Annotated in this window: 12 protein-coding genes; 9 read left to right on the forward strand and 3 right to left on the reverse strand. The window is 34.5% G+C overall.

What is annotated here, in order from left to right; all coding sequences use genetic code 11:
• The first annotated feature begins 83 nt into the window (after positions 1–83).
• From secA to IRZ80_RS19210, 4 genes are all read left to right on the forward strand, one after another.
• A complete protein-coding gene (gene secA / locus IRZ80_RS19195; protein WP_194643695.1) occupies positions 84–3,425 on the forward strand; it encodes a preprotein translocase subunit SecA in 3,342 nt (1,113 codons plus the stop codon).
• A 153-nt stretch (positions 3,426–3,578) separates the two neighbouring features.
• Positions 3,579–3,920: a hypothetical protein gene (locus IRZ80_RS19200; protein ID WP_228520961.1), complete on the forward strand. Its 342-nt coding sequence runs from the start codon at positions 3,579–3,581 to the stop codon at positions 3,918–3,920.
• Between the two features lie 94 nt (positions 3,921–4,014).
• Positions 4,015–6,177, forward strand: coding sequence for a TonB-dependent receptor (locus tag IRZ80_RS19205; RefSeq protein ID WP_194643697.1), 2,163 nt, complete (start codon positions 4,015–4,017; stop codon positions 6,175–6,177).
• 71 nt (positions 6,178–6,248) lie between these two features.
• Positions 6,249–7,856: a PepSY-associated TM helix domain-containing protein gene (locus tag IRZ80_RS19210; RefSeq protein ID WP_194643699.1), complete on the forward strand. Its 1,608-nt coding sequence runs from the start codon at positions 6,249–6,251 to the stop codon at positions 7,854–7,856.
• A 311-nt stretch (positions 7,857–8,167) separates the two neighbouring features.
• Here IRZ80_RS19210 and IRZ80_RS19215 read toward each other — a convergent pair whose 3' ends face one another.
• Positions 8,168–9,631 carry an aminoacyl-histidine dipeptidase gene (locus tag IRZ80_RS19215; protein WP_194643700.1) on the reverse strand — a complete coding sequence of 488 codons (1,464 nt, stop codon included), beginning with the start codon at positions 9,629–9,631 and terminating at the stop codon, positions 8,168–8,170.
• A gap of 170 nt (positions 9,632–9,801) precedes the next feature.
• Here IRZ80_RS19215 and IRZ80_RS19220 point away from each other — a divergent pair, with 170 nt between their 5' ends.
• The 3 genes from IRZ80_RS19220 (at position 9,802) to IRZ80_RS19230 (ending at position 12,200) form a co-directional block, all read left to right on the forward strand.
• Entirely contained in the window at positions 9,802–10,863 is a 1,062-nt protein-coding gene (locus IRZ80_RS19220) for a DUF3810 domain-containing protein (RefSeq protein ID WP_194643703.1), read from the forward strand.
• A 183-nt stretch (positions 10,864–11,046) separates the two neighbouring features.
• Positions 11,047–11,550 carry an RNA polymerase sigma factor gene (locus IRZ80_RS19225; RefSeq protein ID WP_194643705.1) on the forward strand — a complete coding sequence of 168 codons (504 nt, stop codon included), beginning with the start codon at positions 11,047–11,049 and terminating at the stop codon, positions 11,548–11,550.
• A complete protein-coding gene (locus IRZ80_RS19230) occupies positions 11,547–12,200 on the forward strand; it encodes a hypothetical protein (protein ID WP_194643707.1) in 654 nt (217 codons plus the stop codon). The genes IRZ80_RS19225 and IRZ80_RS19230 overlap by 4 nt, the downstream gene beginning before the upstream one ends.
• A gap of 31 nt (positions 12,201–12,231) precedes the next feature.
• Here the strand turns inward: IRZ80_RS19230 and IRZ80_RS19235 are convergent, their stop codons facing one another.
• Together IRZ80_RS19235 and IRZ80_RS19240 are read right to left on the reverse strand one after the other, a co-directional pair.
• On the reverse strand, positions 12,232–13,041 hold the full coding sequence (locus IRZ80_RS19235) for a lysophospholipid acyltransferase family protein (RefSeq protein WP_194643709.1): 810 nt from the start codon (positions 13,039–13,041) through the stop codon (positions 12,232–12,234).
• A gap of 97 nt (positions 13,042–13,138) precedes the next feature.
• Positions 13,139–13,792: an NUDIX hydrolase gene (locus IRZ80_RS19240; protein ID WP_194643711.1), complete on the reverse strand. Its 654-nt coding sequence runs from the start codon at positions 13,790–13,792 to the stop codon at positions 13,139–13,141.
• Between the two features lie 92 nt (positions 13,793–13,884).
• Between IRZ80_RS19240 and IRZ80_RS19245 the strand changes: the two genes are divergently transcribed.
• Positions 13,885–14,322, forward strand: coding sequence for a DUF4268 domain-containing protein (locus IRZ80_RS19245; RefSeq protein WP_194643713.1), 438 nt, complete (start codon positions 13,885–13,887; stop codon positions 14,320–14,322).
• A 39-nt stretch (positions 14,323–14,361) separates the two neighbouring features.
• A complete protein-coding gene (locus IRZ80_RS19250) occupies positions 14,362–15,009 on the forward strand; it encodes an endonuclease III domain-containing protein (RefSeq protein WP_194643715.1) in 648 nt (215 codons plus the stop codon).
• The last annotated feature ends 143 nt before the right edge of the window (positions 15,010–15,152 follow it).

The following is a 15,152-nucleotide window of genomic DNA, read 5'->3' on the forward strand; positions in this document are numbered from 1 at the left end:
AGTAAACCAAGAAAAAGTCTCAAAAGAGGCTTTTTTTTTGTTTAAATTTACGCAGATATATTAAATAGAAATAAAAACAGATCATGAGTTTCATAAACAGTATTATTAAAATCTTTGTTGGAGATAAATCCGAGAAAGACGTAAAAGCTTTACAGCCGTATTTAAATAAAATAAAGACTTTTGAAAGCACTTTACAAGCTTTGTCACATGACGAATTAAGAGCCAGAACCGTTTTTTTTAAAGAAAAAATAAAACAGGCCCGTGCCGAAAAAGATGCTAAAATTGCTTCTCTTAAACTGGAAGTAGACAGCATTGAAGATATTGACAAACGCGAAGATATTTATATTGCTATTGATGCTCTTGAAAAAGAAGCTTATGATATCTCTGAAAAAACACTGATGGAAATTCTTCCAGAAGCTTTTTCTGTAGTTAAGGAAACTGCAAGACGTTTCAAAGAAAACTCACAAATAACTGTTACTGCTACGGCAAAAGACAGAGAACTTTCAGCTTCAAAAAGCTATATTACCCTTGAAGGAGACAATGCTGTCTGGGCTAACAAATGGAATGCAGCCGGAAAAGACATTACCTGGGATATGATTCACTATGACGTACAATTAATTGGCGGAATGGTACTGCACGAAGGTAAAGTTGCCGAGATGCAGACAGGAGAAGGAAAAACATTAGTGGCGACTCTGCCTTTATACTTAAATGCCTTGACTGGAAACGGAGTACATTTGGTAACAGTGAATGATTACTTAGCAAAACGTGACAGCACATGGAAAGCTCCTCTATTCGAATTTCACGGATTGACTGTTGACTGTATCGACAATCACCAGCCTAGTACTGAAGGAAGAAGAAATGCTTATAATGCTGACATTACTTATGGTACCAATAACGAATTCGGATTTGATTACCTAAGAGATAACATGGCGCATTCTCCTGAAGATTTAGTTCAGAGAAAACACAATTTTGCCATTGTCGATGAGGTCGATTCGGTTTTAATTGATGATGCCCGTACACCTCTTATTATTTCAGGACCAGTTCCACAGGGAGATCGTCATGAATTCAATGAATTGAAGCCAAAAATTGAAAATCTGGTAGCCTTGCAGCGTCAATTAGCGAATGGTTTTCTTGCCGAATCAAAAAAATTAATCAAAGAAGGAAACACAAAAGATGGCGGTTTCTTATTATTAAGAGCGTATAGAAGTTTACCAAAAAACAAAGCCTTAATTAAATTTTTGAGTGAAGAAGGAATTAAGCAGTTACTTCAAAAAACCGAAAATCAATACATGCAGGACAACAACCGCGAAATGCCAAAAGTGGATGAAGCACTGTATTTTGTAATTGAAGAAAAAAATAATCAGGTAAGCTTAACTGATAATGGTATCAAATTCCTATCAGGAGACACTGATTCTAACTTTTTCGTACTTCCAGATATTGGAACCGAAATTGCTGCAATTGAAAAGAAAAAATTAGACAAAGATGCTGAAGCTGAAGAAAAAGAACGTTTGTTTCAAGATTTTGGAGTAAAAAGCGAGCGTATTCACACCCTTACACAGCTTTTGAAAGCCTACACTCTTTTTGAAAAGGATGTAGAATATGTAATCATGGATAACAAAATCATGATTGTAGATGAGCAGACAGGCCGTATTATGGATGGCCGTCGTTACTCAGACGGATTGCACCAGGCAATTGAGGCAAAAGAAAGCGTAAAAATTGAGGCAGCTACACAAACATTTGCAACAGTTACATTACAGAACTATTTTAGAATGTACAGCAAATTGGCTGGTATGACAGGAACTGCCGTAACTGAAGCTGGCGAGCTTTGGGAAATTTACAAACTGGATGTTGTTGAAATTCCAACAAACCGTGGAATTGCGAGAATAGACAAAGAAGATTATATCTATAAAACTACCCGTGAAAAATTCAACGCCGTTATCGAGGATGTAACCGAATTATCCAAAGCTGGAAGACCGGTACTTATTGGTACAACTTCTGTTGAAATATCCGAATTATTAAGCCGTATGCTTAAAATGAGAGGTGTTACACACAACGTTTTGAATGCAAAAATGCACAAGCAAGAGGCTCAAATCGTTGAGGAAGCTGGTAAAGCAGGTGTAGTTACTATCGCAACCAATATGGCAGGCCGTGGTACCGATATTAAATTGACTCCAGAAGTGAAAGCAGCAGGAGGTTTGGCAATTGTAGGTACAGAGCGTCACGATTCACGTCGTGTAGACCGTCAGTTACGCGGTCGTGCTGGTCGTCAAGGAGATCCTGGAAGTTCACAGTTTTATGTTTCTCTTGAAGACAATTTGATGCGTTTATTTGGTTCTGAAAGAGTAGCCAAAGTTATGGACAGAATGGGACTACAGGAAGGTGAAGTTATTCAGCATTCTATGATGACTAAATCTATCGAACGCGCTCAGAAAAAAGTAGAAGAAAACAACTTTGGTGTTCGTAAACGTTTATTAGAATATGATGACGTAATGAATGCGCAGCGTGAAGTAGTTTACAAACGCCGCCGCCATGCTTTATTTGGGGAGCGTTTGAAACTGGATATCGCCAACATGCTTTATGATACCTGTGAAGTGATTGTAGATGAAAGCAAAGCTAAAAACAGTTTTAAAGATTTTGAATTCGAAATTATTCGTAATTTCTCATTCACATCACCAGTATCTCAAGACGATTTCACTAAACTGACTGAAATTGAGATTACAGGAAAACTATACAAAGCAGCTCTCGAATTTTATACTCAAAAAACAGAAAGAAGTGCCAGAGAAGCATTCCCTATTATCAAAAATGTTTACGAAGACAGAAACAATCATTTTGAACGAATCGTAGTTCCGTTTACTGATGGAATAAAAATGTTCAATGTTGTAACTGATTTGAAGAAAGCATACGAAACAGAAGGAAATCAATTGGTTGCCGATTTCGAAAAGAATATCACTCTGTCTATCGTTGACGAAGCTTGGAAAAAACATTTACGTAAAATGGATGAATTGAAACAATCAGTTCAATTGGCTGTTCACGAACAAAAAGATCCATTGCTTATTTATAAATTGGAAGCGTTCAACTTGTTCCGTGGCATGCTTGACAATGTAAACAAAGAGGTAATTTCATTCTTGTTCAAAGGTGATTTACCTGCTCAAAATGCTCCTGTTATTGAAGAAGCCAAAATTGAGCGCCAAGTGGAAGATTACAAATTAAGTAAAGACGAAATTCCAAACAGCGAAAATTCCAATCGTGAGGCAGGAGAAACACAGCAGCGCCAAGTTACTGAAACTATCGTTCGTGACCAGCCAAAAATAAACCGTAATGATACAGTAACGATCCAAAATGTAGCTAACGGACAGACACAGGAATTAAAATACAAGAAAGCCGAAAGTTTAATCGCAAGCGGTGCCTGGGTTTTAGTTTCTTAAATATAAAACCGGTTAATCTGAATCCCCAATTACGAAAGTAGTTGGGGATTTTTTATTAAAAGACAAAATTATCTTAAAAATATATCTTATTTTTGCATTAAAATTTAAGATAGTCTGAAACAATTTTTCGTCATATTACTTTCATCCATACTGTTGCTTCCTTCTTTTGGAAACATCATTATTTATGCCAAATTCAAAATCAACCAAGACGAGATTGCTAAAACCATTTGTATTCAAAGAAAAGTAGCCAACAATACATGTAATGGAAATTGTGAACTTAAAAAAAGTTTAAAACAATTTGACGACAACGAAAAAGAGATGCAAAACAATCTGAAAGAAAAAACAGAGCTGATTTACATTCAAAACACTTTAGAAACTGCCGTAACTTTTATAACAAATTCCTCTTTTATTTCTCAAAAGAATTATTTTCATTTTGACGGAAAACCAATTGCAGTTGTTTTATCCAACTTTCGTCCTCCCTCCTTTTTTATATAAATTCTAATTACACTTTTCAAATTATTTGAAAACTCTTTCATTGGCTTAAAGCCAATGAAACAATTGTCATTATCCTATATTTATATAAATTAAAATGAAAAAAATATTATTTTCCCTTTTAGTAATGGGGCAAATTACTATTGCACAAAACAAAATCGAAAAAGATTCTACAAAAACTGAAACGCTTGAAAATGTTTTCGTTACCGCAAACCGTTCAGCAACTTTACGAAAAGAAACTCCTTCTGCAGTAAGCAAACTGACTGCCAAAACCATTAACGAAACCAAAGCCGTTGCAGCTTATGAAATCATAAATAAAACACCAGGAGTACTGATGGTAAATCTCGGCAATGAACAGCACTCGATGTCCATTCGTCAGCCTATGACAACAAACGCCTACTATTTGTATCTCGAAGATGGATTACCTATTCGCCCGATGGGAATTTTTAACCACAATGCTTTATTGGAAATCAACCAATTCAATCTTCAAAATATTGAAGTTGTCAAAGGACCGGTATCCTCTTTATATGGCCCTGAAGCTGTAGGCGGAACTATCAATTTAATTTCAGTTAAACCTTCAATAAATCCGGAGTTCAAATTTGGAATCCAGGCAGACCAATGGGGCTATAAAAGAATCCAGGCTGCTGGCGGAGCAACAATAGGCAAAGTTGCTTTTCATATTGCAGGAATTTCCAGTTTACAGGAAAACGGCTGGATGACCTACTCTGATTATAATAAAGATAATCTTAACGTTAGGGTTGATTATAATATCAGTGATAAGACACGATTAATCAGCAATACGATGTGGGGAAAATACTATTCCGATATGAGCGGCAGTGTAAATGAAGAAGCTTTTTATAATAGAACCTATAAAAGCACCACCGATTTTACCTATAGAAAATCGGATGCTTTGAGAACCCGATTAACCTTAGAACATGATTGGAATGACAATGCCAGCAGTTATATTACAATCTATCATAGAGACAATAAATTAGGACAAAATCCATCATACGGAATCAAATGGAGTTCTACAGTAAAACCAACAACAGCAACTGGCGAAGTCAACTCCAATAATTTCAAAAGCTACGGAGCCATTGGACAGCACACACAAAAAATTAATTTTTTAAACACAAAAATTGTTGGTGGTGCCTTATACGATTATTCCCCTGTTGACTACTGGGCTTATTTACTGGAAATGAAAGCCTATCTAAATCCGGGAACGTCAGGAAAACAAACTGTGGATCATTATGAAATTACTGCAGAACGCCCTGATATAAAATTATCTGACTATACTGCAGACATCTTCAACAAAGCATTTTATGCACAGATGAGTTTCAACCCTATCGAAAAATTGATTGTAACTGCTGGAACCCGCTACGATAATTTAAAAGTCGATTACAACAATGCATTAGATAATTCTACCGGGACTAAAATATACGACAAATCCACTTTCAAGGCTGGAGCCAACTATAATCCAGTTCACTATACCGGAATTTATGCAAACTATGCACAAGGATTTGCTCCTCCGGCAATCACTTCTATATTTAGAGCCAAACCGGGCACTGGAGGAACAACAGGAAAACCAGCGGAATTCTATTATAATTTGGAACCAGCAACTTTCAATAATTATGAAATTGGAGGCTGGTTAGCATTATTGGAAGGCAAATTAAACTTTGATTATGCCGTTTATTACATGGAAGGTAAAAATGAATTACTGAATGTTCGCTTACCTGATAATTCAACAGACTATCGTTCAGCCGGAGAAACAAGACACAAAGGAGTGGAATTTGGAGGAAACTACAAACTGTTATCCAATCAATTGAATATTCGTTTTGGCGGAACAGTCGCCGAACATACTTTTATTGATTTTAAAATTTCAGACAGCCCGGCAGATGCTTTGCAAAACGTGAACGCAAAAGAAATGCCTCAAGCCCCAAGATGGTCTGGAAACTCTGAAATCAGTTATTATCCAAATTGGTTTCCAAAATTCAGAACCTCATTGGAATGGCAGTCGGTTGGAAATTATTACCAAGACCAAATCAATACCGTAAAATATGCAGGATATGATATTTTTAACTTCAGAGCCGGTTATGAATGGAAAGGAATCGAAATTTATGGAAACATAATAAATATAACCGATAAATTGTATGCGTATAATGTTTCAAGAGCAAATACGACAAGTTCACAGCCCACTTATACCGCAGCTGCTCCAAGAACATTTTTGATTGGATTACAATATAATTTTTCGTTCAGAAAATAATAAAAATCAGCCACAGATTGAATAAAAACACATTAAATCATTTAAATCTGTGGTTAAAAAAATAAAATACAATGAACAATACACCAAAAGAAGGAAAATCTTCAAAAAAGAAAGATTCTAAATTCGTAAAAAAAATTAAACAGAAAATATATTCCTGGCATCGTATTATTGGAATCATTACTATAATCCCGGTTATTTTCTGGACATTATCCGGATTAATGCATCCGTTTATGGCGCATTTTTTCAAACCTGAAATTGCCAATGAACGCCTTAATGTAAAACCAATTGATAAATCACAGCTGACATTTTCCATTCAAGAAGTTTTAGACAAAAACAATATAACCGAATTTAAAAACTTTAGAATTGTATCTTTTGATAAATCAGTATTTTATCAGGTAAAAACAGTAAAAGGCGAACTTGAATATTTCAATGCAACAAACGCAAAAAAACTAGAAAACGGAGATCAAAAATACGCTCATTGGCTTTCACACTATTTTCTGGACGATCAAAAAAGTCCGATTAAAAAAACAGATGTAGTAACTGAGTTTACTTCGCAATACAAATACATCAACCGCTATTTGCCAGTTTACAAAACAACTTTTAACCGTCCTGACGGGATGGAAGTGTACGTAGAAACTGCTTCTGGAAAATTGGCAACGTATAACCCAAAATCAAGACAGGCCTTTATTTGGTTTTTCGATACTTTTCACAATTGGTCTTTTGTAGATGCTATTAGTAACAATAGCGTTCGTATCGTTTTTATGATTTTATTTCTTTCGATTATCTTCTTTTCTGCTGTAAGCGGTATTGTAATATATGGCTTGTTTTGGAAACAATTCAGAAAAACTGATAATCTGAATCCTAAAAAAGGCCTGCGCAGGTACCATCGTCAAATCGGAATCTGGGTTTCACTATTTACTTTGACTTTTGCTTTTAGCGGAGCCTATCACGCAACAACCAAATGGAAGCCATATACACTTGACAAAATGGTCTATGAACCTATTTTTGAAACGAAGGATCTTTCAACATCAAGCAACGAAATTCATTTAGACTGGAATCGATTAGAAAACTTAAGCATTATTGCCTTAAACGACAGCATATATTATAGAGCCCAATTGGCCGAATCTAAAAGTAAATATAATAGCCCGAAAACAGATTCTAAATCCAAATGGGATAAAAAGGAAAATCCAAAAAACGAGATTCTTTACATCAACTCTGTAACTAACAAAGTGATACCAAACCTCGATTTAGAATACGCTAAATTTCTTGCATTGTATTTTAGCGACCCAAATACTAGTAAACCTGCCTGTTGTGAAATGGACAGCGATACTGAAAGTAAACCAAATCTTGAAAAAGCAGTTTTATTAGAAACCAAAACAATAACTGAATTTGAAAGCCGAGAATATGGCTTTGCTAATAAACGTTTACCTGTTATAAAATTAGCTTACGACACGCCTGAAAAAACTACATACTTTATTGAAACCGCTGCTTCAAGACTGGCTGCTGTCATCGAAAAATCAGATGTTACTGAAGGGTATTCATTTGCCATATTTCACAAATTTTTGTTTATGGATTGGGCTGGCAAAAACGTTCGTGACTTAACCATGGTTATGGCAGCATTAATTATTTTGGTAATTAGCGTATTGGGTTTACTGCTGTTTTTAAAGAAAAACCAATAACTGACCAGCGATTAATTAATTAGGATTTAACACTAGTTTTTGCGCTTTTAAAATTGAATTTAGATTCAAAAATGTTATCTTTACTATAATAATTTTATAAAAAACAATCAAAATATAGTAGTTATGTCAAAAGGTCAAGACGCAAAGAAAACAGTCAAAAAAGAGCCTGTTAAAACTGCAAAAGAAAAAAAGGAAGCTAAAAGAGAAAAGAAAAACAACCCGAAAAGGGACTAAAATTAGTATTTAGTAAAAAAAACAGTGCTTAGTTAGTTTTAACTGAGTACTGTTTTTTTTAACTGAACACTGAATACTTATTTAACTGGTATATTTGAAAGAATTTCCATAACAAATTTCCAATATTTTTGAGCCGAAGAAATACTTGCTCTTTCATCTGGTGAATGGGCGCCATGAATTGTTGGTCCAAAAGAAATCATATCCATATCAGGATAATTTATTCCTAAAATACCGCATTCTAAACCAGCGTGACAAGCCGCAACATTTGGTTTTTCACCATTTTGTTTTTCATAAATAGAAACCAAGATGTCCAATATTTCAGACTTTGGATTTGGCGACCAGCCTGGATAAGATCCTGAAAATTCTACTTCACATCCCATTAATTCAAAAGCAGACCGCAAAGCATTTGCTAAATCAAATTTGGACGATTCCACAGAAGAACGTGTCAAACATTTCACAGAGAACTTCCCTCCGCCTACTTCTACTTTCGCAATATTATTTGAAGTTTCAACCAGATTATCAAAATCGGCACTCATTCTATACACTCCATTGTGTGCCGTATACATAGAACGGACAAAATAAAACTGGGCTATCGGAGGCATTACAGCTGCGGGAACTGAATCTAATTTTTCGAAAACCACTTCCAGATTTGGTTCCGTAGTTTGAAACTCCGCTTTAATTTCATTAACGATCTGCTGCATATCGAAAACAAAAGCTTCATCATAAACTGAAGCGATAATTACTTTTGCAGTGCTCTCACGCGGTATTGCGTTGCGAAGACTTCCCCCATTGATTTCGGCAATCTGAAGTCCAAAGTTATCAAAACCGTCAAATAACAAACGGTTCATAATTTTATTGGCATTGCCCAATCCTTTATGAATATCCATTCCTGAATGTCCTCCGTTCAATCCTTTTACTTTAATGGTATAACCAACAGAACCTTCAGGAGTTTCCTCTTCATCATACTCAGCAGTGGCAGTGACATCAATTCCTCCAGCACATCCAATACCTATTTCGTCATCTTCTTCGGTATCCAGATTTAATAAAATATCACCTTTAAGAATGCCTCCCTGCAAATTTAAAGCACCGGTCATTCCAGTTTCTTCATCAATCGTAAACAAAGCTTCAATAGCCGGATGCGGAATGTCCTTACTCTCCAATATAGCCATAATCGTGGCCACTCCAAGACCATTATCAGCACCAAGAGTCGTTCCGCGGGCACGAACCCAGTCACCATCTACATACATATCGATTCCCTGAGTATCAAAATCAAAAACTGTATCGGCATTTTTTTGATGTACCATATCCAAATGCCCCTGCAAAACCAAAGCTTTTCTGTTTTCCATTCCTGCAGTAGCAGGTTTGCGGATAATGACGTTACGGATTTCATCTTCAAAAGTTTCTAGTCCTAAATTAGCACCAAAGTCTTTCATAAACTCAATTACACGTTCTTCCTTTTTAGAAGGACGAGGTACTGCATTCAAATCGGCAAATTTGTTCCAAAGTGCTTTCGGTTCTAGATTTCTTATCTCTTGACTCATTTATTTTTTGTTTGAAGTTTAACATTTACAAGCTTCAAAGTTACAAACTCCCAAAGCTAATTTTATAAAAGTTTTGATTTATTTTAAATCTATTGACTATTTATTTTGAGAATCAGAAACATTAAATAATCATCCAAAATTTGTTTCTTTACAAATACAATTTATAAAAAATGAAACGCAGTTATATTCTCCCCTTATTCTTATTAATTCAAATCCTGATTCTGAAAATCATACATTTTTTTCCAGAATTCATAGAACATTTATACAGCAACGGATTTTATGTTTACATTTCTAAATTTTCGAGAATCATTTTAGGCAAAATTCCATTCTCGGTGGGCGACTGTATTTATTTTATTCTGATTTTATTTGCTTTGAAATGGTTTTGGAAAAAAAGAAAATCATGGAAGCAGGAATGGAAAAACAATCTATTAATGGTTTTGAGTGCACTTTCGGTGTTTTATTTTTTCTTTCACATTCTTTGGGCACTGAATTATTACCGTGAACCATTATTCGAAAAAATGAATATTGAAAGAGATTATACTGATGCCGATTTATTAGCATTTACCAAAAAGTTAATTGCAAAAACGAATGCCGTTCAAAAACAAATCACAAAAAACAACAGTTTGAAAGTAGTTTTCCCCTATTCTCAAAATCAGGTTTTTGAAATGAACCAAAACGGATATACAAAACTGGCTAAAGAATATGATTTTTTTACTTATTCCAATTTGAGCATCAAGAAATCCCTTTTCAGTCTGCCGCTGACTTATATGGGTTTTGGCGGTTATCTGAATCCTTTTACAAATGAAGCACAGGTAAATTATTTGGGACCAATGTACAGCTTCCCTATGACTGCCAATCATGAAATGGCACATCAGATGGGTTATGCAAGTGAGAGTGAATGTAATTTTATAGGCTTTATGTCTTCAATTAAAAATGACAATCTGTATATTCAGTATTCTGGTTACAGTATCGCTTTGCGGTATTGTTTAGGAAATTGGCAGGTACGAAACGAAAAGGTTCTGGATCAGTTACTTAAAACTGTTCATCCGGGAATTTTAAAAAATTATAAAGAAAGCCGCGAATTTTGGAAACAATATGAAACTCCAATTGAAACCGCTTTTCATGCTTTTTATGACAACTTTTTGAAAATTAATCAACAGAAAGACGGCATGGACAGCTACAGTAAATTTGTCAATTTGATGGTGAATTATTACAAAGAAAGAGAATTATAAACCACAATATCTAATTAACAACAAATTAAACTATCCCGATTGTTTCGCTAGTTTACTTCGCTCGTAGAAACAGAAAGCGGAACTAATGCAGTTATAACTAATCGATTTATGCATCTAATTATTGAAATTAATTTAGAATAAAATATCGTGTAACAAAATGCACAGGAGTCGTACTAATGGGATATGAGTGAAAATCTAGAACCTTCTTTTGTCAAGCAGCTGCAGGCAAACCAGAATATAATCCACAAGATTTGTAGATTATATACTTCTGGTGAGGATGCACATAAGGATTTGTTTCAGGAAATCACAATCCAGTTATGGAAAGCTTTTCCAAAATTTAGGGGCGAAAGTAAATTTTCTACCTGGGCCTATCGAGTCGCCCTGAATACTGCCATTACATTGTATCGGAAAAACAAACGCAGTATTGCAACTGTTGAGTATGAAGGCAGACAGCATTTCACACACGACATAGAATATAATTATGAAGAAGAAGAACAGCTGAAATTAATGTACAAAGCTGTATACCAACTAAATGATATCGAAAAAGCATTGGTATATATGTATCTGGAAGACAAAGATTATACCGAAATATCGGAAACTTTAGGAATTAGCGAAGTGAATGCAAGAGTAAAAATGAATAGGATAAAAGGGAAATTAAAAAAAATACTAAATCCATTAGGCGTATGAAAGAGTTGGATTTATTAAAAAAAGACTGGCAGAAGAACAGCGGTTCTTTTGAACAGCTATCGGAAAATGATATCTACAAAATGATTCATAAAAAATCGTCTTCGGTAGTGAAGTGGATTTTTTTAGTCAGTATCATAGAACTAGGATTAGGATTGATATTAGGATTGGCTATATCATTTACTAAATACGATGAAAAAACTGTGGAATTAATTAAGCATTTAGGTATCTATGGCTACTATATTGCGACAAGTGTATTGTTATATATCGTTATTTTCTACTTTATATTTAAATTCTACTCTATGTATCGTAAAATTGCTGTCGATGACAATACCAAAAAACTGATTTCGACCATATTAAAAACCCGAAAAGTGGTGAAGCAGTATATTGCATTTAACTTATCGTTTTTTGCTTTCTTCTTTATTGTTTTTGGCGGTTATCTGTTTTATGAAGGTTATTTGGAAGGAGTTTCAAAAAGCGGTGTGAGCCATCCGGAAATGCCATTAAATATTGCTATAATATCATTTGTAGTGCTAATAATTGCTACAGCGGTTTTTACCTTTGCTTTCTGGCTGATTTACAAATTAATCTATGGCATTTTATTAAAACGCCTGCAGAATAATTATATAGAATTGAAGAAAATTGATTTATAAAAAAAAGAGACAAACGTCTCTTTTTTTTATTTTAATAATCCCATTGTCTGGTTTTATTGAGTTCTTCCTGTTCTTTTAAAACGGCTGCAGGGATAACTTTTAGAAAAGAAGGATGCTGTTCAATAGCATATTCAACCATTTCAACTATTTCTTCGATTGTATCATTTTCATAATCGATAACCAAAGGTTCTTTTATAACAAGCGACTGCAGAATTCCTTTCTTTTTCATATAAAGTCCTTTTTTGCAGAACGACCGTCGAAAACCATCAATAACGATAGGAACAACTATCGGTTTATGCTGTTTTATAATATGTGCTGTTCCTTTTCGCACAGGCTTAAAGGATTTGGTTGTTCCCTGCGGAAACGTAATCACCCAGCCATCGGCTAGGGCAATTTTGATATTCTCAGTATCATTGGGATTTACATCCTTTTTCTCTGTTACATCCTGTCCTTTGGCACGCCAGGTTCTTTCTACAGTAATAGCACCTGCATAAGCCATGATTCTAGGCAGTAATCCTGCTCTCATTGTTTCCTTTGCAGCAACATAATATACATTTAATTTGGGGCGCCACATATACCATACGTTTTTTATGGAATCTTCACGGCCGCTTAAACTGGCATTAAACACATGAAACATCGCAGTTACATCCGCAAAGTAAGTCTGATGATTGGATATAAAAAGAACATTTGTATCAGGAAGATTTTTAATAATTTCGGAGCCTTCTATTTGCAGTTCATTAAACCCACGGTATCTTCTGTGACTGATAAATCCAAAGATTCGAATCAGCCATTTTTTTATAAATAAAATGTGTCCAAAAGGATTTCGTTTAAATAATCCCATAAGATTGCTTATTTGTTTTTAGATTTGGGACTGCAAAATTACGATTTATTTTCCTTTTTTAATATTAAAAGACAATGCTTTTAACAGAACCGGATATTCAAAAATTAATTTTATTCAAAATAGAATTCAAAACAATTTTCAATTCGCTTAACATCATTGCTGTTGCCCCCCAGACAATATGTCCTTCAATTTTGAATGCAGGCACCTCAATAGATTTAGCATAAGAAGTAGTCATTTCTGCATTGACTACAATCGAATCGCTTAGGAATAGAGTCAAAGGCAGTTCAATAATAGCTGCCACTTCAACTGGATCAGGATAAAATATCACTTCGTCCCTGCAGATACCCAAAAAAGGATAAACCATAAAATTACTCGGAGGTATATATAAATTGGTAAAAGCTTTAAGCACTTCTATTTTTTCCTGATGGATCCCAATTTCTTCGTAGGTTTCTCTCAATGCAGTCTGCATAAAATCTGCATCATTATTTTCATATTTCCCTCCCGGAAAAGCAATTTGGGAAGAATGAACTCCTTTGTACGAATTCCGGACTATGAGAACCAAATGTGTTATTCCTTCTTTAGGATAAAACAGCATCATTACACCTGCTTTTTTGTATTCTATTCGATCAAAATTCAATTTTTTGGTAATCTCAAGACGCCCTTTTGGCACCATAATATTATGAGCCACTTCTCCCGGCAGATTTACCGAACTCAAATAAGGAACAATTTGTAAAAAATCTTGAAAATCCATAATCAAAGGTTATTTTTGCAGATAAAATAATTTCTAAATATACTTTAGAAATAAGTGCCGAACAAATTTTTAAACATTCAAAACCCAGCAATATGTACAGTAAAGAAGAAAATCAAAAGTTAAAACACGAATTTTGGGTTGAATTTGCCCAAAAATATCCTCGGAAATGGGTCTTATATGATACCAAAATCAAAGATTTCTCCTTTAAATTCTATGTCGAAAATAAAAAAGCTCAAGTACATATTGACATCGAAATGAGAAACACAGAATTACGCATGCAATATTTCGAAAAACTGACCGCATTAAAAAATATACTGGAAGAAGAATTCATAAAAGATTTAGTATTCGAAAAAAATTACACTTTGGAAAACGGAAAAACCATTAGCCGTATTTGGGTTGAAAAACTGAATGTAAGTGTAAGCAACCGCAGTCATTGGGATGAAATATTTGATTTCTTCTATGAGAAAATGAATACTCTCGAGTTATTTTATTTAGAGTATGACGAATTTATAAAGGACATTGAAAAATAGCTTTATATTTTGTAAATTTCTAATCAAAAATGACACGAAATGGATTTATTTGGAAAAACAAATGATTGGGAAACTAAATTGGCTCCAATATTGAAAAGATACAAAGACCAAAAGCATCCGCTGGATTACCAAAATCTATATCAGCTGTTAGTTATGGTAGTGCTTTCGGCTCAGGATTCGGATGCCAATATCAATAAAATAGCCCCCGCTCTATTCAAGGTATTTCCAAATATGGAAAGTTTGTCTGTTTCAAATGTCGATGCCTTAATTCCTCATATTTCCAAAGTCCGGAATTTTGGCACAAAAGCCAGCTGGCTAATCGAAATTGCCCAAACCATCCAAAAAGATCAAAACATTCCATTAACGATGGATAATTTAACTGTTTTGAAAGGAATCGGGCGAAAATCAGCCAACGTCATTATGCGGGAAGCCGGAGTTCCAGCAGAAGGTATCATTGCTGACTTACACGTTATTCGTGTTTCTCCCCGAATTGGATTAATTCAGGAAACAAAGGATGGCAACAAGGTCGAAAAATTACTTATGCAGATTTTACCAAAAAATATTTGGGAAGAAATCGGTATGGCTATTTCTTTTCTCGGAAGAGAAATCTGCAGACCTAAACCAAAATGCGGGGAATGCCCAATTAATACGATTTGTGAATATTACAGAATAAATCCAATAGCCTAAAACTGTTTTTTCAAAAAATTAAAAAACCACTTAATAAAGTTAAAGATTTCTTCTTTTCATATTATTGAATCTTTTGCTTAATTCCATTTTAAAATAATTCTCACAAATTAAAAAGCTTCATTCTTTTTTAAAGGAATGAAGCT

It is taken from the genome of Flavobacterium sp. HJJ, from assembly GCF_015351475.1.
Lineage (GTDB): Bacteria > Bacteroidota > Bacteroidia > Flavobacteriales > Flavobacteriaceae > Flavobacterium > Flavobacterium marginilacus.